Here is a 19,573-nt window from a genome sequence, read left to right as displayed (position 1 = left end):
AAAGGAGCAAGACTGGCGGGAGGTCTTCTCGAAGACAGGAGGCTGGGCGGCTTTTGCTGCGTCAATTTTCCTTCTCATTTTTCAGGACACACTTAAAAAGTGGTTTACAGCATTCAGTACTGCGATCGAGAAAAATATTTACGATCGGTTTGCTGGAACCAAAATGTTTTGGGGAATTGCGCTGACAAAGTATCGGCAGGCGCTGATTGGCAAGTATCGGGAGTTGAAGATTCCGTTTCGGGTCGATCGACCGTTGAAAATGCAGGATGTGTATGTACCGCTAAAAGTGAAAGGCAAGCGGGACACAGAGTTAATTGATGCGCTGGATGCGGTTGGAAAACACAAACGGCTGATGGTACTGGGGCAGCCGGGAGCAGGCAAGTCGATGCTGCTCAAGTTTTTGACTTTGAGCTATGCGGAAAATCGCTTGTTGAATTTGGCAGAACGACCTGTGGCGATTTTGTTGGAGTTGTATCGCGTCGGGGTCGATTCGGATATTGTGGCGCTGTTGGTGAAAGCGTTGGAGCGTGATGATTTTCCAGGGGCGACAAAGTTCGTTGAGCAGGGATTGGAAAATGGCACAGTCATGCTTTTGTTGGATGGATTAGATGAAGTAGGAAGTGCTGCACGATCGACGATTGTGCAAAAACTGAAAGATTTTCTCGATCGCTATGAGAAGTGCCGGGTGATTTTGACTTGTCGATCGCAGGTCTACTACAACGAATTTAATGAACATGTTGATCAGACGTTGGAGGTTGTGGAGTTTACAGATCAACAGATGCGGCGATTTTTAGCGGCTTGGGCAATGCCTCCGGAGAAGTCGATCGATCAGTTAATGTTGACGTTGCAGGATCGTCCTCGGATTTTGGAGTTGGCGCGGAATCCCTTGTTGTTGACGATTATTGCTTACTTGTATTGTGATACGCCGTTTGTATTGCCGCATTCGCGATCGGAGTTTTATCAAAAAGCGATCGATATTTTGCTAGAGACTTGGGATCAGGCGAAGCAGACACCAAATGTTTACAAAATGAGGGAGAAGCGGTTGGTGCTGAGGCAGTTGGCGATTCGGATGCAGGAGCAGCAGGGCAGCGATCGACGCAGTATGCAGTTTCAGCAGGTGCTGGCTGAGGTGGGGCAGGTTTTACCGAGTCTGAATCTGGAGGCGGGGAAAGATACTCAACCGATGTTGCGGGAGATTGTTGAGCGCAGTGGGTTGCTGATGGAGCTTGATGGTGGGGAGCGATACCAGTTTGCTCATTTGACGTTGCAAGAGTTTTTTGTGGCAGAACTGTTGCGGGAGAATGCGGATGAGTTGCTGAATCGGTTTGAGCGCGATCGAGCTGCTTGGCGAGAGATGGTGAAGCTTTGGTGTGGGTTAGTTGGAGATAGTACTACGTTAATTGCGCGGGTCTATCAATTGGATGCGATTACTGCTTTTGAGTGTTTGGCAGATGCTCAGCAGGTAGAGCAATCATTAGCAGATCAGATCGTGAATGAGTTTAAGGGACGATTGACAGAGAGTGATGCGATCGTACAGGCGTTTGCAGCGGTGGCTTCCAATACTCGATCGCGAGGACAATCAGTATTTGAGTTTTTGGTAGCAACTTTGCAAAGTCGAGAAACTGAACAAAGAATTGCGGCGGCAAATGCTTTGTCTTTGACGAATTTACCGATCGCGGCTCAAGTACTAGTCGATAACTACTCGGCAGAAGCTCGATCGCCATTGATCCGAATGGGAGATTTAGCCGTTCCGAAGCTCAAGCAACTTGCAGAAGCAGGTGAGCAAGATGCGTTGAATGATCTATTTAGAATTGGCACAGGGCAAGCAGCAAAAGTGCTAGTACCGTTTCTTTGGCATAACAATGCAGAACTATCTGGACGAGCAACTTGGCATTTAGCAACTTTGATTGCAAATCCTGAAATTGAGAATGCCTTGCGAGATTGTCCACTTGAACGATCACAGCGTGAGCGTAATTTTCGATTGGATTGGGTTTGGGAACCTTTTGAAGACTTTCAGGCTTCTAACCTATCCGTCATTGCCAATCGAATTGCTTATTTGATGCAGGAAGCACCGATCGAGGTTGCGCTTGGGAATCCGAAATTCGATCCGCGCTTGGTGATCCCGGTTTGTTCGATCGCGCTTCGTGATCAAATTACCTTATCTCCCAAACGTTGGAGTTCTCAAGCGGAAGCACTATTAGGACGAACGGCTACACCGACAATAGAAGAACTAACGCTGTATAAAGCCTATAATTCTCGACTAACACCGAGAGCCATGCCAGTAGTAGATGAACTGATATTGGAAGAAGTTTCTCGTCTGGTAGGAACAAATTCTAGATGGAGATTTTTGCTTTCGAGCCTTAAGCCTAAAGTGCAGCTTGAATTGCTCGATCGATTAATCAATCAGAGAAATGCTAATCGAGATGACTGGCTGAGATTGTACAAACGACTGAAGTACCGCTTTAACGTAGGGTGGCACTATCGAACTGTACTTGGGTGCGCGTTGCTATTGTCGATTGTAGCAATTGTACAACTGCTCTCTTTGCCTTCTCGTTTTCCAACTGAGTGGATAGCTTGGAGCAGTGGGCTTCCTAGCTTAGTTTTAGCGTATTTCTGGGTCTTCTTGTGGCAAGGCATTGAGGAGCGTTTAGAACCGGGACTCTTTATTAACTTTGGCTTACTTGGAGGAGCTACATTTTTTGCTGAGCTACAGCGTCTATATGTCAAACGTTTGACGTGGGCGGGCGTTGAGGTTTTATTTGAAACCATAATAAGTGACAAAGCTTTTGCTGTCGCTGGCGCTTTCGCTGTCGCTGTCGCTGGCGCTGGCGCTGGCGCTGGCGCTGTCGCTGGCGCTGGCGCTTTTGCTGTCGCTGGCGCTGGCGCTTTCGCTGGCGCTGGCGCTGGCGCTTTTGCTGTCGCTGGCGCTGGCGCTGTCGCTGTCGCTTTCGCTGTCGCTGGCGCTGTCGCTTTCGCTGTCGCTGTCGCTTTCGCTGTCGCTGTCGCTGGCGCTTTCGCTGGCGCTTTCGCTTTCGCTGCGGGGGCAGGCATTGGTTTTTGGCATCGAGCCGAGACAAAGCAAGATTCTCTCAGATTCCTTGCCGCCTTAGCTTTTCCCTGGTTCTGTTGGTTCCCGATTACTATCTGCGCTGCAACCTTTGGCTTCTTAAACTTTCTCCCTAGCTGGCAAGTTGCGATTCTCTGGAGTACAATCGTACTCTTCTGCTCTTGCCTCTGGTTCCGAGGAAAAGCCCTCGATCAACGCGCCCGCAATCCACTTCAAGGCATCTCAGCCCTTGAAAAATATCGACCCAAAAGCGATCGACGATAAAATAAAAAGATAGAGATCGAAATTATGCTCAAAACAAAAGATGAGGGTGAAAAATGAAAACCCAGACATTAGATTTTGTCGCGAAAGACAAAGACGGGAACATTTTTCTAATTGGTGAAGTGAAGACCAATAATCTGAGAGGTAATGCAAGAGAGCAGTTGAAGCATTATCTCAATCAGTATCATGGCAACATCTCCTTCGGTATGTTAGTCGATACTGAAAACATTCAAATTTTTCGATGGAATGAGCAAGAACTATCTGAGCCAATTCAGATACTTAACACAGCAGACATTTTGCGATTTTACGATCCAAAATTTGGACAAAAACAGATTTTTGAAAGTTATTTAACGACGCTCGTTGAGGCATGGTTGCGCGACCTAGCCTATCATTGGAAATCTCCAAAGCCTCCTGCGGCGGCTGTGATGGAAGAAATTGGGTTACTCCCTCATTTAGCGGATGGTACGACGGAAGAAGAGGTTGAGCTTGATATTGTACGTTGAGACAAATTTAATTTTGGCGATCGCAAAAGGGCAAGATCCAGAAGCAACAGAATTACTACAAAATCCGCTGTGTGATTCAGTGAGAATTGTGATTCCCAGTATTTGTTATATGGAGGCTTTAGTCGCTTTTGAAGAAGATCGACAACGACGAGAAAGCTTTAGGAAAGCAATGGATCAGCAGCTGAGCGAAGCACGACGAGACGCAACAGCACCAGATCGCCTCGCATTAGTGTCTGCTTTGAGTGATGCTTTAGTGCGTTATAGCAATTTGCTGAATGATGTTGAAGCGCGGTTTCAGATGGCAGTTCAAGCCATGTCTAGCCGATTTGAAATGGTACATTTGACTCCTGAAAGTTTAGTCTGTGGATTAAATGAACGGTTTCTCTCCGAGCAGAAACAGCGTCGAGATAACTTAGTTTTGCAATGTATCTTGCACCATGCTCGACAATATCCTAATGATCGAAAAATCCTATTAACTAACGATGCAGCATTCTGGAAAGACGAGATATTTAGTCAACCAACTCCTGCTAAACAAGCACTATTAGATGCTGGAGTGGATCAACACTTCACGAGAACGAAAAACTTTTTGGGCTGGTTACAGCAAGAATTGAAGATTCAAGGAGGAACACCCGAATCATTTGATAGATGAGATCGCTTTGCTCTACGCATCTATCCAGACACGATCGCTTCACTCGGTCGAGTCGTTCTCTGCCCCAAAATCTGAATTTTGACTCTTCCCGATGGACCAAGTGTCACTCCCCGACGACGCGGAACTTCAGGACGACTATCAGCTAACGCAAGCTGGTACCGAGACAAAACTGTTGCTAGCACAAGCTTCATTTCAGCCACCGCGAGTGCTTCCCCAATACATCGCCGCGCCCCACCGCCAAACGGCATAAACTCAAACGGAGAAAACTGCCGTTCTAAAAAGCGCTCCGGTCGAAACTCATGCGAATTTGGATACAGATCTTCCCGGTGATGCAGTAGATAAATACAGCCCACAACCGACATCCCCGGCTCAAGTGGATACCCCAACAGTTCTACAGGTTCGGTGACAATTCTAGTAAAAGTCAACATCGCAACCGGATAGAGCCGGAGCGTTTCATTGCAAACTGCACTCAGGTAAGGTAATCGAACGATCGACATCGGATCAGGATTCGCACCGAGCGCATCCAGTTCTTGCAGCAGTTTTTCGCGCACTTCTGGTTGATGATGAATCCAGTACAGTGCCCATGCCATTGCCGTTGCAGTCGTTTCATGTCCTGCAAACAGTAACGTCATCAGTTCATCTCGGAGTTCTGAATCACTCAACGGCTGACCGTCTTCATCTCGAGTTTCCATCAGTAAGGAGAGAATATCGACTCGATCGCGAAGATCTTGCTGATGGCGATCGGCAATTTCGGCATAAAGCAATTTATCAATGTTCGATCTAGCGCGCAAAAATCTTCCCCAAGGCATCCAAGTTCCCAAATCTTGCTGCATCCAGGGGAAAAACAGAAAACTCGCACCTAACGGATTGCGAAACAGTTCGCACATCTGCGTAATCGAGGCTCTCAGTTGCTCAAACCGTTCGCCCTCGCAGACTCCAAACACCGCTTCTAAAATCACTTGTAGCGAGATTTCTTGCATCATCGATCGCGCATTAAACGGTTGGGCGATCGCGCGTTGACTTACCACTCTCTCAGTTAACTGGCAAATCAAATTCCCATACGCCCGCATCCGTTCCCCATGAAAAGGAGGCATCAAGAGTTGCCGACGGCGCTTATGACGATCGCCCTCCAGCATAATCACCGACGCATCACCAATCAGTGGCGAGAGAATGTGGTTGACTCTACCTGGAGCAATAAACCGTTTACGATCGCTGGTGAGAATCTCTTGAATCGCCTGCGGATGATTGATAAAGACTAAATGCTTCCCGCCCAAAATTGGTGCTGAGAAAATATCAGGATATTGCTGAGCCGACTTTTCCATGTAACCGACTGGATCAGCAACCCAATGCAAGGTCTGAAGTAATGACGGCGCACGTAGCACATTTGGTAGATTCATCAGTCCCTCGACCATTCAGAATTTGATGGGAACGGTCTATATGGTAACTGGAGGAGCGATCAACCTTCAAATCTTCGATTGATCTTTCGATTTGGCGATCGCTGCTCAAATCCAGAACGGCAGTTTCTTCATCTTTGGTACACTTGGTAAGACTTTGCCCAAGCCAATCATGTACCTGCGCTCTCTGCATCTTCGTCACTTTCGGAATTACCTCGATCAGCAGGTTGATTTCACTTCATCCAAAACGATTTTGCTGGGAAACAATGCACAGGGGAAATCGAACGTTCTTGAAGCGGTTGAATTGTTGTCGTCATTGAAATCGCATCGGACTTCTCGCGATCGCGATTTGATCTACGACGGTGAAACGCTGTCTCAAATTACCGGACATCTGAAACGCGAAACCGGAGAAACCGAACTGACGATTACGTTACGAGAAAACGGGCGGCGCACCGTGTCACAAAACGGTATGTCTTTGCGCCGACAGCTTGATTTTCTTGGCACGTTGAATATGGTGCAATTCTCTAGTCTCGATCTCGATCTGGTGCGAGGTGGACCCGATCAGCGCAGACATTGGATTGATGGGCTACTCGTTCAGCTTGAACCTGTTTATGCCTATGTGCTTCAGCAATACACTCAGGTTCTAAGGCAGCGCAATGCTTTGTTAAGAGCGCGCTTGCGAGAAGAAAGTGAAGGCAGATCGATCGAAGCTCCAGATTTAGCTCTGTGGGATGCTCAACTCGCGATCGCAGGTTCGCGTGTGATTCGCCGTCGAGCCAGAGTACTCGATCGCTTAGTGCCGTTTGCCGAGGAATGGCATCAAGCGATTAGTGGCAGTACTGAAAAACTAGAAATTCGCTACGCCCCGAATGTCCAAGCAGAGCAAGATACGCCAGAAGCCTTGCAGCAGGCATTTTTAGAGAAAATTCAGGCGAGAGCGATCGCAGAACAACATCAAGGAACAACTTTAGTCGGCGCACATCGCGACGAGATTGAATTTATGATCAATCAAACCCCTGCTCGTCAGTACGGTTCACAAGGGCAACAGAGAACATTAGTTTTAGCATTGAAGTTAGCAGAACTGAAACTGATCGAAGATGTAATCGGTGAGCCACCGTTATTACTGTTAGATGATGTATTAGCAGAATTAGATCTAAATCGACAAAATCAATTGCTCGATGCGATTCAGGATCGGTTCCAGACTTTGATCACGACGACTCACTTAGGATCATTTGATGCCCAGTGGATTGATTCGGCTCAAATTTTGGAAGTGAAAGCAGGACATCTGTTTGAGCAGAGTATGCGGCGCGAGCAGTCGGAGTTTTTGCAAAATTCTGATTTCTAAATTTGAGTTTCGTCGGAAATCTCTCCATAGGATCGGATGCGTTTCTGGGAATTTGGTTCTAAGGTAGAGATTGGCAAGATCGGCTTTAGGAGCTTTATTTATGCTTGAGTTATATCAATTTGAGATGTCGCATTATGCGGAAAAGGTGCGGCTGATTCTCGATTACAAAGGACTTCCCTATCGTAAAGTTGAGGTCACACCGGGAATTGGGCAGATTGAACTCTTTCAAATGTCAGGACAGAGAAAGGTTCCAGTGCTGAAAGATGGGAGCGAAATTATTGCTGATTCGACTGCGATCGCGGAATATCTCGATCGAAAATATCCCGAAAATCCAATTATCCCATCTGATCCAAAGCAAAAAGGTCTATGTCTGCTGATCGAACAGTGGGCAGATGAGTCGTTAGGGTTGAATGCCCGGAAAGGATTAATCGGATCGCTTTCGCAAAATCAAAGTTTTCGCACAGCCGTACTACCTACTTCGACTCCAGATATTTTGAAGAATTTGGTCGGAGCAATTCCGGGTGATTTTCTTGGGATTTTAGGCGTGGGAGTCGGCATGGGTCCAGACACAGTGAAAGAAGCAACCGATGCACTGAAACGCAGTTTGACAGCTCTTTCGTTTATGTTGACTGAGCAACCCTACTTGGTCGGTGATTCGCCGACGCTGGCAGATTTTGCGGTCGCTGGATTGTCGATGTATGTCAAGTTTCCAACAGGCGCATATTTAGATATTCCTGAATCGCTCAAAGGCAAGGGTGTCGCTGGTATTGCAGATGTGAGCATCTTCGACCCGTTCTTTAACTGGCGAGATAAGCTCTATGCTGATTTTCGCAAGGCTTCGACGACAAGCAGTTACACACCTCCAAGCGGATCAGCACCAACTTCGATCAATATTGAATAGTCTGGGCAAGCTTCCTGAATGTCCCTTTTTAGGGGCTTTATAATTTCACGACTACCGAGTTTTACAAATCCAAGCATCGTAGAACTCGGTAGATTCTTGTCGATCGTAAGTCTCAGCAAAGATTTTTCTAAAGCGATCGCTAAATAGTTTCTGAAGCGGCGGATAGTAGCTATAAACCTGAAACGGCAGATTCTCTTTCGGGACTAACCAGATCTGAGTCTGACAAGTTTTCAAAGCCTGCAACGTTTTTTCAGGCGTATTATTCAGCCCAGAAGCTTGCATTTCCATCAAAGAAGCAGAATCTAGTAGATAAGGATTGCCAGCAAAAACGAGCGGTGGACGATAGCTCGAAAGCTGGTAGCTCACAGCCCCATATCCCATACCGATTGTACGATTTGGATGCGCTGCAATAAAGCGATCGAGATCAGCGATCGCTCGGTGTCCAGGAGCCGTATTCATACGCTCAACAAACTTCACTTCGGTTGAATATACAGCTAAGCTACTCGCAGCAATAAACGCGATCGCAGCACTGATTCCAAGCACAGAAATCAGTTTAGGTCGTGATGCTCTCAGTCGAAATAGATCAATGGCTAAGTAAATCAAAAGCGGTACAAATGGCAGCATATTGTTCTCTAATGCGCCACGAGTTGAGCTAATTACAGCATTGAGCACAATTCCAGCTAGTAAAGTTAAACCGTATAACCAACGCTTTGAGAACCATCTTCGATTGCAGTTCAACAAAAGCGCGATCATGCTAGGAATCGCCATAAATGCTGTCCAGAGGAGATTCTTGGGAATCTGTTCGGATTTAATTCCTTTGAGCCGCACCTGTTGTAACCACTTCCAATAGTTCGTGAGCGAGATTTGAGGTAGAAGATACGGTAAAGCTGAAATGAAAATCGAGCTAGCTGCTGAGATCAGTACTGAGACTATCCCAAATCGCTCAAGCAATAAAACATAGATGGGAATGAAATGCAGAAAAGCAGTAACTTTGAGATTCGTACTAACTCCTAGCGCGATCGCACTACCAAAAATCGCGATCGCTTTTCCACCTCGCACAACTAAAAATAGTCCCAACACTGAGAAAAACAGCAGCAAAGAATCAGGGCGAACCCAAAATGAAGACGTAAGCAATCCTGAAGCGGAAGTTTGATTGAGAAAGCAAAGACTCGCGATCGCAGTTCCAACGATCGCAAACCATCGGTTTAATTGATGTTGAATCAATAAAAAAATCAACGTTAAACTCGATAGTCCTGCCACACTTCCTGCAAGTTTTGACGAGAAAATACTCGGCTGGAAAACACTGAGGAAAGCAGCTTGGATAATATAAGAAAAAGCACCATAGTTATTGATATATCTCCCGGCTGCATCCAACGTTGGATAAAGGGGTTCTCCTCGTCGCAATAGCCAAGACACAACTGCGATATTTGCTTCAGCCGGATCAGCGTAATCTGCCCAAGTTGGATAGAGAATCACCAGCCCAATATAGTTGAGCAGAATGACGATCGCTAAAATCAGCGCTAGCCATCGAGCGACGCGACTGAAATATCGAGACACAATCCATGATGGAATCAAACCCACGAAAAATAGAATCCAAAACAGTTGAAAGATCAGTTCTATTTCTAATCTTTTGCGATTCGCAATTGCATCGATAACCGTCTCTAAAACTTGCATTCGACACGAGGACTACAGCGATTAAATCGTATTACAAATTACTTAAGATTTGACAACTTTAGTACGCATGTCTCAAGCTGAACTAAGATAGAACAATTGCTTTGTCGTAGCGTATGGATTTAGAGAAACCATTAGGGTCAGTCATTCAAGGATCTCTGAGTCAAGGGCTAGAGGTTCGGCTCCATCCCGATGTCTCGGTTGAAGAAATGCGGGTTGGCAAGTTCCTCGTCGTTCAGGGAACGCGATCGCGCTTTTTCTGCATGTTGACTGACGTTTCTCTAGGCACCTCTAGTCAGCGAATTATTGCCAATCCGCCAGAACCGACAAATTTATTTCTGCAAGAAGTGCTAGCTGGCAGCGGAACCTATGGCACGATCGAGCTTTCTCCGATGTTGATGTTTACGCCAACCGAGAAGCCTGTCGCAAAGAAAAAATCTTCTAAATTGGCCTCGTATGAAGCAAGTTCAAGTGAAGCGATCGAACTCTTACCCGTGAAAACGATTCCTAGTCACTTTAGCCAGGTTTTTGATGCGAGTGAACGAGATTTTCGAGCCGTCTTTGGTTGGGAAGATGACCCGCATCGGCGCAACTTCGCGATCGGAGAACCGATTGATATGGAGGTTCCGATTTGTTTGGATCTCGATCGCTTTGTCGAACGCAGTAACGGTGTATTTGGAAAATCAGGAACCGGAAAATCATTTCTGACGAGATTGCTGCTGGCAGGAATTGTCCGAAAGCAAGCGGCAGTGAATCTCATCTTCGATATGCACTCTGAGTATGGATGGGAAGCCACGCGAGAAGGCAAGCAATTTAGCACCGTCAAAGGCTTGCGGCAGCTCTTTCCAGGACAAGTGCAAATCTTTACGCTCGATCCTGATTCGACAAAGCGAAGAGGCGTTCGAGATGCTCAAGAATTGTATGTTAGCTATGACCAAATTGATGTCGAAGATTTGATGCTCGTTCGAGGAGAGTTAAACCTCTCCGAAGCAGCTCTGGAAAATGCAATCATTCTCAGAAATGAGTTTGGTAAAGCTTGGATCAATCGGCTCTTAACCATGAGCAATGGTGAGATTCAAGAGTTTTGCGAAACCAAGATGGGCAGTAAATCTTCGATCATGGCATTGCAGCGAAAACTCAATCGTTTGGATGAATTGAAGTACATTCGCAATAGTTGTCCGCATAACTATGTCGGTCAAATTCTTGAATGTATTGATGCGGGAAAGCATGTCGTAGTTGAGTTCGGCTCTCAATCGAATTTACTCTCTTACATGCTGGCAACTAACATCATTGCGAGACGAATTCACCACGCCTATGTTCGCAAAGCTGAGCAATTTCTACAAACCAAAGACGTAAACGATCGACCTCAGCAACTCGTAATTACGATCGAAGAAGCACACCGATTTCTCGATCCTGCAACCGTTGGACAAACGATTTTTGGCACGATCGCCCGTGAGATGCGAAAGTACTTTGTCACGTTGCTAGTCGTCGATCAGCGTCCGTCTGGAATTGATAATGAAGTCATGTCGCAGATTGGAACCCGAATCACAGCATTGCTGAATGATGACAAAGATATTGAGGCAATTTTTACAGGTGTTTCTGGAGGGCAAAGTCTACGATCGGTACTTGCCAAACTGGATTCCAAACAGCAAGCTTTAATTCTAGGTCACGCAGTTCCGATGCCTGTTGTTGTCCGAACTCGTCCTTATGATGAAAACTTCTACCGTGAGATTGGCGATACGGCTTGGGAGGAAATGCCCGATGTAGAAGTCTTTCGAGCGGCAGAAGCAGCAAAAGCAGATTTAGGATTTTAGCGATGACACGGAAACGATTTGTAATTGAAATGGGAATGGGAATCGATCAGCACGGGCAAGATCCGACTGTTGCAGCTTCTAGAGCCGTAAGAAATGCGATCGCTCATAACGCTCTCCCCGGAATTTGGGAAGTTGCCGGACTGAGCCATCCCAACGAAATGATCATCGAAGTTCAAATCGCAGTTCCTTATCCCGAACAAGTGCGCGAAGCCGAAGTTCTAGAAGTGCTTCCATTCGGGCAAAAAAATTTGAAAGTCGAATCCGGTGGAATGATTGTGCAAGGCAGAGCGATCGAGGAATTTAACGATAAAAATGACGATATGTACATCGCTGTTGCCTCAGTCACCGTCTGGGTCGATATCTAGCTGCGAGTCACAAGCTGATTAATCTCTTCTTGCAATTGCGATCGCATTTTCTCTGCCTGCTGAACCGACTCAGCTCGACTCAGTTCAGTTTCGGGTAATTGTCGCGATCGCACATAGTACTTTAGTTGCGTCCTCACCGCCCAAACTCCCATCGATGGAAACAACACAAAAAGCAACACTAAAGGCGACACAGGTAACATCGGCATCTTAAACCATTTTGCCAATACCTGAGAATTTAACGCCCAAGGATGTAGAGATTCATTGCCAATACAAACAGTCGATACGATCGGTACTTGATACTGTGAACTCAAGCGTAAAAAGCTTGGATCATATTTTGCTAATTGATATCGATGCCGCCAGCCTTTCACCAATCCTCGCCAGCTTTCAGGTGCATAAAGTAATACTTTTTTCTCTGCGATCGCTGCTTCAAAGCTTTCTTTTTCTGCCCGTACCCCACCCAAAGCCTGTGCCCATCCAGGCGGCAACCACCACACCAACCAAGGATGATCAAAAAAGATGGGATGAGCTAAGAGTTGCACAAACCAACCTGTTTTTCGTCCTAACAATACACCCAGGCAAACAAAATCCCACGGGAAGCACATTCCAGCATGATTAAGCGTCACGATCGCGGGTGGTTCTGTCGGTAGATTCTCCACATCATGCAGTTCGGCGCGAAAATAGCGAGTTACGATCGGGGAAAGAATCTCTTCTCGAAACGCATTTTGATAAACCGGATCAGGCTCTGTGAAAATCGGTTTCGGCGCACGAAATCCCAACCGTATCCAGCGCAGCAATAATGCCAGATAAAACCCTCCTGGAATCAGAAACAGCCCAAATTCCAGCCAATTCCAACCCTCCGGATCCGGATGATAATGCTGCCAATGACGATTAAACAGAATCAACCATCCAGGCGGATACCAGAAACAAAACCAGTCAAACCGGGAAAACTGGAAAGACATAGCGCAACAGGAAAAGGGGCTAGGCTATTTTATCGATCGTATCTCTAGCGATCTTCATTCGTCAGAAGCATTTTGTCGGTCTAGCTTGAGCATTATTTTGAACGATTTGTTTAGATTGAGCGCTGAATCCAGGAGTTATAATTATCCTAACCTCCATGTTTATCAAGTAACCGTGAGCCAGCAATTAACGCTACAACTGAGTGATGAGATCTATGCAGACCTTCAACAGAAAGCCGATGCTGCTGGATTGCCCATGACAGAGTGGATTATTACGGTTTTAAACCAACAAAATCGATCTCTCCAGGCGGATTCACCCTTAACAGCGCAGCAAGAAGAAGCTCGGCAAAGGTTTAGGAATCATGCCGGATCGATTCGCCTTGGACATCCCACAGGATCAGACAATGAAAGCATTGATGCTGATCTTGCCAGAGCTTATGCCGATGAGTATCAGAGGCAGGATTGATTTGTGCTGTTAGATACGTCAGGACTACTTTGCTACCTTCATCAAGATGAACCTCAACATCCGGAGGCAGTGCGATTTCTCAATAGTTCAAGTCAGAGGCTGCTTACTCATAGCTATGTCTTAGCGGAGTTGATTGCTTTAGCCTTAGTCCGTCGTTTTCCTCGTTCTGCAGTGTTAACTTACGCGACCGATTTACTTGACAGTCCAGATATTGAAGTGATTTGGGTCGATGAACAACTGCACCGAGAAGCGATGCAGCTTTTAGCCGATCGAGCGGATAAAACTTATTCGTTGTGTGATGCAGTGAGCTTTGTTTTGATGCGACAGCGTGGAATAACAGACGCATTAACGACCGATCGACATTTTGAGCAAGAAGGATTTGTCCGTTTACTCCAATCTCGTCCTTAAACTCCTCATACCGATACGAGTACGAGAAGAAAACCCCAATCGGATGATCCACCATAGCACTTGCTTGACAAGTTACACATGAGTTTAACGAGCAGAAAACCGACTTGGGAAACACGATCGAGCTAAATTATCAATTAGGCGATCGCATATCCCGTATAAGGACGCACATCTTCAGGATGAAACGCCAATACAATATCCTGCTTTGGAATTCCAGCCTCAACTAATTCACGCGTCACGCCATCTTCTGTCTCGTCTCGCTGCACCCACACCTTCCCATCAATCAAATCCAAATGCACCAGGCACCCATGCACGCGCGTCTTACGATCCCAACCTAAAGTCATTAAAAGATAGCTATCTCGCTGCTGATCGAAAATCGGTTTACAAATCAAATCCCCGTGTGAATAAGGAATCTGTGTATAAGGCATCAGAACGAACTGAATAATTTGACGGTACTGGTCTAGTTTTTCCATTGCAGAATCACCTCTTCCTCTGCGTCAAATACAACAAGCTTTAAACCTTCATCTTCGATCAAAAGTTGTCCAATTGGTTCTTCAAATAAGGAGACATAAGTAACATTTCGCACAGCTAAATACAGCGTATAGTCTGGATTCGTTCGACGCAGGACAGAACGATAAATCGCAAACTGTCCAATCGCATCTCGAAACGCTTGCATTTCCGAGTCACTAATAAAGCTTTTCACCTCAACCGCGATCTTCTGTTCCGCACGTTCTGCTACTAGCAATCGTTTGGCTCCCAGAACCACATACATATCTTTGCGTCCCCAACGCAAATGAAACGGGTCATGGGTAATATTCCACCCTTCTTTAATCAGTGCCCGTTTCACTGCATCATGATAGAGATCAATCGCTGGCATAGAAAACTTGTTCGCGAAACTTGTTTTCATTGGCGCAGCGATCGTTCATTCCAAGCTTAAGATTTTTACCTTGCTGAAACCAGCCAATTAAGCTTCTACAGCAACAGTCACATCTCCCTCTTCCGGCATTCCTAAAACTCGTCGATACAATCGATCGTATTCCACCGCCGATTTTTTCCAATCAAAGTTCTGCTTCATTCCTCGTTGCTGAAGTTCTTTCCACAGCCCTTTAAAGCGGAATGCCTCATTTGCCCGCACCATTGAGGTAAAGAGATCCAATGGCTCATAGCGATCGAAACAATATCCGGTTCCCGCATGTTTCTCCGGATCATGATGCGAAACAGTATCGACTAAGCCACCCGTGCGTCTCACGATCGGCACACAGCCATACCGCATCGATAGCATTTGACTAATCCCACAAGGCTCAAATCTTGAAGGCATCAAGAACGCATCTGCACCCGCATAAATTCGACGAGCTAGCGCATCGTTATAGAGCAAATAGACAGACATCCGCCCCCCATAGCGAGAAGACAGTTGCCACATCTGCGTTTCGTAATAGCGATCGCCAGTGCCTAGCAAAATAAATTGAGCATCGGTATAAGCCAAATAGCGATCGAGAATTTGAATCACCAAATCTAAGCCCTTCTGCTCAACCAATCGTGAAACCATGCCAATGAGAAAGGCTTTGGAATTCACTTCCAGTCCTACTTCTTCTTGGAGAGCAATTTTGTTTTTAATGCGATCGTCGATAGTATCGATCGAGAACGTCTTCGTCAGCGCTTTATCCGTCTCTGGATTGTAAGCCTCGGTATCAATTCCATTCACAATTCCACTCAGCCGACCGCTGATAAACGAGAGCAATCCCTCTAATTCCTCCCCATACGTCGGCGTTTTAATCTGCTCGGCATACGTCGGTGAAACGGTTGTCACCCAATTCGCGTACTGCACAGCCGCCGCCATCGTGTTATGTCCCTGCATGTACCAAGGACACCAAGTAATTTTTTCTAACTTCCAGCGCCACGGCCCTTGATACGCCAAATTATGAATCGTAAAAATCGTCGCAATATCAGGATCTTGATGCATCCACACCGGAATCATTCCCGTATGCCAATCATGGCAATGCATCACCTGCGGCTTCCAATAGTTCCAAGCAAACTCAGCCGCGCCATTTGCAAAAAAGGTATACCGCCACTCTTCATCCTCACCGCCGTAAATCCGACGCGGATCAAAGGCAGGATGCCCAAATAAATACAGCGGCACATCGGTTCCCGGCAAAACCGTCTCATAGACCGCAAAGTCGTTAAACATTGCATAGCCTTTCCAAACCGGCTCGGCTGGAATTTCGATTTTGTCGTTGAGAAATCCGAAATATGGGAGAAAGATTCGGACATCATGCCCCATCGCTTTCAGGACTTTCGGCAATGCACCTACGACATCCCCCATCCCGCCTACTTTTGCGATCGGTGCTGCTTCCGCTGCCACAAACAAGATCCGCATCTGGCTCCCCTCTTTAATTTTCGCTCTGTCATCATACCGAGTTTTACTGCACCAATTTCAGCGAAAGAGTATTGTGTTTCTCGACCAACGTCTCAAGCTCGATCGTGGTCAATCGCCCCTGATCGACAACTTTTCGCCCATTGATAAAACTGTAATCAACCTGATTCACCTGACAGAAAATCATTGCCGCGATCGGATCATGCAGTGCCCCTGCAAACTCGACTCGATCGAGATTCACGGCAATAAAATCCGCCGACATTCCGGGCGCTAAATAGCCAATATCATCCCGTCCCAACACTTTCGCTCCGCCTAGTGTCGCTAATTCTAAAGCTTCTCTCGCACTCATGGCAGCAGCATCCAATTCTCGCACTCGCGCCATCAGAAAAGCGGTGCGCGCCTCATTCAACAAGTTTGAAGTATCATTCGAGGCTGATCCATCAACTCCTAATCCCACAGGAACCCGATGCTGGAGCATTTTCCGAATCGGAGCCATTCCACTGGCAAGCCGCATATTACTACAAGGACAATGTGCAATCCCAGTTCCAGTCTTACCAAAGCTGAGAATTGCGCGATCGTCTAACTGGACACAATGCGCGTGCCACACATCATTGCCTAACCAACCGACGGATTCTGCATAGTCGCCTGGAGTCATTCCGAAGGTCGCTAAACTGTATTCGACATCTGAGCGATTTTCAGCTAAGTGAGTATGCAATCGAACGCCAGAATACGATCGAGCAAGTGCCGCTGACTCTCGCATCAAATCCTGAGTGACTGAGAACGGCGAACAAGGAGCTAAGGTAATTCTCAGCATCGCATGTCGATCGTTGTCATGATATTGCTCGATCAATCGCTGACTATCTTTGAGAATATCAGGCTCTTTCTCAACGACAGAATCCGGCGGCAGTCCGCCCTGGCTCTCTCCCACACTCATGCTGCCGCGACTGGCATGAAATCGCAATCCAATCTCTTGCACTGCCCGAATCTCATCATCCAAGGTACTGTCATTCGGATAGATATACAGATGATCGCTGGCAGTCGTACAGCCGGATAGAATCAATTCTGCTGCTGCCAGTTGAGCACTGATATAAATTGCTTCTGAAGTCAGATTTGACCAAATCGGATAGAGCGCTTGCAGCCAATTGAATAAATCACAATTTTGTGCCGCTGGAATCACGCGCGTTAACGTTTGAAAGAAATGATGATGCGTGTTGACTAAACCAGGAAGGACAACATAGCGATCGCGCAAATCCAGCACTTCGTCTGCGGTTTGTGGCAGTTCGGCAGTTGTGCCAACTTGCTCAATCACATTGTCTCGAATATAGAGTGCCGCATGGCGGATTTCTCGGCGATCAGCATCCATTGTGGCAAGGGTATGAATATTCTTAACCAGTAAAGTAGGCATAGCGTTCAGCGTGAAGACTAAGCTTTGATTTAGCGCATTCTTGAACAAGCTAGAGTGCTGAACCTAACATTTCCTAAAAATAGATCTTCGCGGATCTCCTTAACTTTCCTCAATTTATAGGCATCGACTCGATCGAAAAAACCGAATACCTTGTGAGTATCAACAGCCCAGAAGCCAAACAAAACGAGGCTTTCAGGCAATACCACTCAAAAGGAGATTTCATCATGAAACGCCAATTCCTCGCATTGCTCGCTCTATCCTCGATCGTGACTGGAAGCGCCACGATGTTACCTACTGCTCCTGCAAAAGCTTCGACCGTTTGCCAGATGAATGGACTGAAATTTAGCTACAACAGAGCGGACTTTCAAGCTTGGGAAAATCCATTTGCCTGCGACCACCTAATCGGTACGATGTCGCAATCAGCAGCAAATAAGTATTGCAAAGCACTGTTCGCTCCAAAAGCGGTCGAACTCTTCTTCAAGGGAAGAATCCCTCGCAATCCTCATGTTTGGGGACATCTTGATAGCCACACCTGTGTCTATAACAGCAAAAAGTAAGGGTAGAGATTCCTTGTTTGATCCTGTGTGTTTGATTCCTGAATCGGAAAGCAGTTTTGCATACAATTTCCGATTCAGTTTTTCTACTCTAATTTTCTACACTAATAAGGCAGCTCTAATTCCCGCGCCATTTGGGTTTCGGAGGCTCTGTCTGTGCCAAAAGTTTGCCTTGCGAAATCACATATTGCACTGTGGCACGGCGGCGAATTGCATCATATCGATCGATCGCATCTAAGACAATCAAATTCGCAGGTTTACCTACCTCAACTCCATACTGGTCTAGATTCAGCGTCTTTGCCCCGCCCCAAGTCACCATGTCGAAACACGCATTCATTTCATCCTGACCCGTCATCTGGCAGATATGAATCGCCATTGCAGCCACATCAAGCATGTTGCCTGTCCCCAGCGAATACCACGGGTCTTGAACACAGTCATGTCCTAAACTGACATTCATGCCCTGCTGCCAAAGCTCTTTCACCCGTGTTACCCCACGCCGTTTCGGATAAGTATCTGTCCGACCTTGCAGCGTAATATTAATCAACGGATTTGCAACGAAATTCAACTGAGTGCGTTTGAGAAAACCCAGTAACTTAAACGCATACGCATTGTTATACGACCCAAAAGCAGTCGTATGGCTTGCTGTCACTCTTGACCCCATTTCAGTCCGAATCGCACAAGCTGCGACGACTTCTAAAAATCGCGACTGATCATCATCAATCTCATCGCAATGAATATCAATCAAGCGATCGTACTGTTCTGCAAGTTCAAAAATCCGATGTACCGATCGCACCCCATCTTCGCGGGTCAGTTCATAGTGCGGGATACCCCCGACCACATCTGCCCCCAGTACCATTGCTTCTTCCATCAAGGCATCATTCTTTGCCCCGCCATAGATGCCATCTTGGGGAAACGCAACGACTTGCAAGGTGATCCAATCTTTGACAGCTTCGCGGACTTCGAGCAAAGCGTTTAGCGCCGTTAAACTTGCTTCACTCACATCCGCGTGGCTTCGCACGAAAAGAACCCCCTGCATCGCTTGTTGCTTCAGAGTCTCGATCGCTCTCGCTTTTACATCATCGAGCGAAAGATTTTGCTTCCGCTCTCTCCAAATTTCGATGCCCTCAAACAGAGTTCCACTCTGGTTCCAGCGAGGCTCACCTGCGGTAAGGGCAGAGTCTAAATGAATATGCGATTCGACAAACGGAGGACTAACTAGATGCCCTTGGATTTCTAGTTCCACCTCCGCTGTTGCGTCTAAGTGAGGGGCAATCTCAACAATCTCACCCGCATGAATCGCAACATCCACCAACTCAGAAACATGATGCGATCGAAGTAACTGGCACTGACGAAGCAGAAGGTCGTAAGACATAGCACCGCAAGAAATCTGATCTGCTCAACTCTAGCGGATTTAGAAACTTGCGAACGGTGTTGCACATTTCAAAA

17 protein-coding genes and 1 pseudogene are annotated in these 19,573 nt (G+C 46.6%); 10 read left to right on the top strand and 8 right to left on the bottom strand.

Annotation, left to right across the window (positions count from 1 at the left end):
• Positions 1-163: 163 nt before the first annotated feature.
• From J0L70_RS32140 to J0L70_RS15765, 3 genes and pseudogenes are all read left to right on the top strand, one after another.
• Positions 164-1,273, top strand: a pseudogene (locus J0L70_RS32140) (NACHT domain-containing protein); the annotation flags it as partial.
• Positions 1,274-3,384: 2,111 nt separating this feature from the next.
• Complete coding sequence (locus tag J0L70_RS15770; protein ID WP_287455221.1) at positions 3,385-3,831, top strand: hypothetical protein; 447 nt, start codon at positions 3,385-3,387, stop codon at positions 3,829-3,831.
• Positions 3,815-4,480, top strand: a complete 666-nt coding sequence (locus J0L70_RS15765) for a PIN domain-containing protein (RefSeq protein WP_287455220.1) — start codon at positions 3,815-3,817, stop codon at positions 4,478-4,480. The genes J0L70_RS15770 and J0L70_RS15765 overlap by 17 nt, the downstream gene beginning before the upstream one ends.
• A 20-nt stretch (positions 4,481-4,500) precedes the next feature.
• On the opposite strand, the gene J0L70_RS15760 is transcribed toward J0L70_RS15765, so the two are convergent.
• Positions 4,501-5,877 carry a cytochrome P450 gene (locus tag J0L70_RS15760; RefSeq protein WP_287455219.1) on the bottom strand — a complete coding sequence of 459 codons (1,377 nt, stop codon included), beginning with the start codon at positions 5,875-5,877 and terminating at the stop codon, positions 4,501-4,503.
• A gap of 169 nt (positions 5,878-6,046) precedes the next feature.
• Here J0L70_RS15760 and recF point away from each other — a divergent pair, with 169 nt between their 5' ends.
• Together recF and J0L70_RS15750 are read left to right on the top strand one after the other, a co-directional pair.
• Positions 6,047-7,219, top strand: a complete 1,173-nt coding sequence (gene recF / locus J0L70_RS15755; protein ID WP_190653606.1) for a DNA replication/repair protein RecF — start codon at positions 6,047-6,049, stop codon at positions 7,217-7,219.
• Between the two features lie 100 nt (positions 7,220-7,319).
• Entirely contained in the window at positions 7,320-8,120 is an 801-nt protein-coding gene (locus J0L70_RS15750; RefSeq protein ID WP_190653605.1) for a glutathione S-transferase family protein, read from the top strand.
• 51 nt (positions 8,121-8,171) lie between these two features.
• On the opposite strand, the gene J0L70_RS15745 is transcribed toward J0L70_RS15750, so the two are convergent.
• Entirely contained in the window at positions 8,172-9,794 is a 1,623-nt protein-coding gene (locus J0L70_RS15745; protein WP_287455218.1) for an ArnT family glycosyltransferase, read from the bottom strand.
• Between the two features lie 113 nt (positions 9,795-9,907).
• Here J0L70_RS15745 and J0L70_RS15740 point away from each other — a divergent pair, with 113 nt between their 5' ends.
• Together J0L70_RS15740 and J0L70_RS15735 are read left to right on the top strand one after the other, a co-directional pair.
• Complete coding sequence (locus J0L70_RS15740) at positions 9,908-11,605, top strand: helicase HerA domain-containing protein (protein WP_287455217.1); 1,698 nt, start codon at positions 9,908-9,910, stop codon at positions 11,603-11,605.
• A 2-nt stretch (positions 11,606-11,607) separates the two neighbouring features.
• The gene (locus J0L70_RS15735) at positions 11,608-11,970 is read left to right on the top strand and encodes a Lin0512 family protein (protein ID WP_017286543.1); all 363 of its coding nucleotides are present in this window, start codon (positions 11,608-11,610) and stop codon (positions 11,968-11,970) included.
• On the opposite strand, the gene J0L70_RS15730 is transcribed toward J0L70_RS15735, so the two are convergent.
• Complete coding sequence (locus J0L70_RS15730; RefSeq protein ID WP_287455216.1) at positions 11,967-12,929, bottom strand: lysophospholipid acyltransferase family protein; 963 nt, start codon at positions 12,927-12,929, stop codon at positions 11,967-11,969. The two genes, J0L70_RS15735 and J0L70_RS15730, sit on opposite strands and share 4 nt — an antisense overlap.
• Positions 12,930-13,101: 172 nt before the next feature.
• Between J0L70_RS15730 and J0L70_RS15725 the strand changes: the two genes are divergently transcribed.
• Positions 13,102-13,392 (top strand): hypothetical protein, encoded by a 291-nt coding sequence (locus J0L70_RS15725; RefSeq protein WP_017286545.1) that lies wholly within the window; start codon positions 13,102-13,104, stop codon positions 13,390-13,392.
• Between the two features lie 3 nt (positions 13,393-13,395).
• Complete coding sequence (locus tag J0L70_RS15720) at positions 13,396-13,800, top strand: type II toxin-antitoxin system VapC family toxin (RefSeq protein ID WP_287455215.1); 405 nt, start codon at positions 13,396-13,398, stop codon at positions 13,798-13,800.
• A 134-nt stretch (positions 13,801-13,934) separates the two neighbouring features.
• Here the strand turns inward: J0L70_RS15720 and J0L70_RS15715 are convergent, their stop codons facing one another.
• The 4 genes from J0L70_RS15715 to J0L70_RS15700 all read right to left on the bottom strand — a co-directional run bounded on the left by J0L70_RS15715 (position 13,935) and on the right by J0L70_RS15700 (position 17,573).
• Positions 13,935-14,270, bottom strand: a complete 336-nt coding sequence (locus tag J0L70_RS15715) for a XisI protein (RefSeq protein ID WP_017286547.1) — start codon at positions 14,268-14,270, stop codon at positions 13,935-13,937.
• On the bottom strand, positions 14,258-14,674 hold the full coding sequence (locus tag J0L70_RS15710) for an element excision factor XisH family protein (RefSeq protein WP_287455214.1): 417 nt from the start codon (positions 14,672-14,674) through the stop codon (positions 14,258-14,260). The genes J0L70_RS15715 and J0L70_RS15710 overlap by 13 nt, the downstream gene beginning before the upstream one ends.
• Before the next feature lie 87 nt (positions 14,675-14,761).
• The gene (gene glgA / locus J0L70_RS15705; protein WP_287455213.1) at positions 14,762-16,171 is read right to left on the bottom strand and encodes a glycogen synthase GlgA; all 1,410 of its coding nucleotides are present in this window, start codon (positions 16,169-16,171) and stop codon (positions 14,762-14,764) included.
• Positions 16,172-16,214: 43 nt separating this feature from the next.
• Complete coding sequence (locus J0L70_RS15700) at positions 16,215-17,573, bottom strand: 8-oxoguanine deaminase (protein WP_287455212.1); 1,359 nt, start codon at positions 17,571-17,573, stop codon at positions 16,215-16,217.
• A 224-nt stretch (positions 17,574-17,797) separates the two neighbouring features.
• Between J0L70_RS15700 and J0L70_RS15695 the strand changes: the two genes are divergently transcribed.
• Entirely contained in the window at positions 17,798-18,130 is a 333-nt protein-coding gene (locus J0L70_RS15695) for a hypothetical protein (protein ID WP_190653596.1), read from the top strand.
• Positions 18,131-18,245: 115 nt separating this feature from the next.
• On the opposite strand, the gene codA is transcribed toward J0L70_RS15695, so the two are convergent.
• Positions 18,246-19,499 (bottom strand): cytosine deaminase, encoded by a 1,254-nt coding sequence (gene codA, locus J0L70_RS15690; protein ID WP_190653595.1) that lies wholly within the window; start codon positions 19,497-19,499, stop codon positions 18,246-18,248.
• Positions 19,500-19,573: the final 74 nt, after the last annotated feature.

The sequence above is a fragment of the Leptolyngbya sp. UWPOB_LEPTO1 genome (genome assembly GCF_017302695.1).
In the GTDB taxonomy this organism is placed as follows: Bacteria; Cyanobacteriota; Cyanobacteriia; order Leptolyngbyales; family Leptolyngbyaceae; genus Leptolyngbya; species Leptolyngbya boryana.
The sequence above is the reverse complement of the archived record's forward strand: the minus strand, read 5'-3'. Positions and strand labels throughout refer to the sequence as shown.

Coding starts and splice junctions, on each gene's coding strand:
- J0L70_RS15770 (WP_287455221.1), top strand. CDS start 3,385: ATGAAAACCCAGACATTAGATTTTGTCGCGAAAGACAAAGACGGGAAC.
- J0L70_RS15760 (WP_287455219.1), bottom strand. CDS start 5,877: ATGAATCTACCAAATGTGCTACGTGCGCCGTCATTACTTCAGACCTTG.
- recF (WP_190653606.1), top strand. CDS start 6,047: ATGTACCTGCGCTCTCTGCATCTTCGTCACTTTCGGAATTACCTCGAT.
- J0L70_RS15750 (WP_190653605.1), top strand. CDS start 7,320: ATGCTTGAGTTATATCAATTTGAGATGTCGCATTATGCGGAAAAGGTG.
- J0L70_RS15745 (WP_287455218.1), bottom strand. CDS start 9,794: ATGCAAGTTTTAGAGACGGTTATCGATGCAATTGCGAATCGCAAAAGA.
- J0L70_RS15740 (WP_287455217.1), top strand. CDS start 9,908: ATGGATTTAGAGAAACCATTAGGGTCAGTCATTCAAGGATCTCTGAGT.
- J0L70_RS15735 (WP_017286543.1), top strand. CDS start 11,608: ATGACACGGAAACGATTTGTAATTGAAATGGGAATGGGAATCGATCAG.
- J0L70_RS15730 (WP_287455216.1), bottom strand. CDS start 12,929: ATGTCTTTCCAGTTTTCCCGGTTTGACTGGTTTTGTTTCTGGTATCCG.
- J0L70_RS15715 (WP_017286547.1), bottom strand. CDS start 14,270: ATGGAAAAACTAGACCAGTACCGTCAAATTATTCAGTTCGTTCTGATG.
- J0L70_RS15710 (WP_287455214.1), bottom strand. CDS start 14,674: ATGCCAGCGATTGATCTCTATCATGATGCAGTGAAACGGGCACTGATT.
- glgA (WP_287455213.1), bottom strand. CDS start 16,171: ATGCGGATCTTGTTTGTGGCAGCGGAAGCAGCACCGATCGCAAAAGTA.
- J0L70_RS15700 (WP_287455212.1), bottom strand. CDS start 17,573: ATGCCTACTTTACTGGTTAAGAATATTCATACCCTTGCCACAATGGAT.
- J0L70_RS15695 (WP_190653596.1), top strand. CDS start 17,798: ATGAAACGCCAATTCCTCGCATTGCTCGCTCTATCCTCGATCGTGACT.
- codA (WP_190653595.1), bottom strand. CDS start 19,499: ATGTCTTACGACCTTCTGCTTCGTCAGTGCCAGTTACTTCGATCGCAT.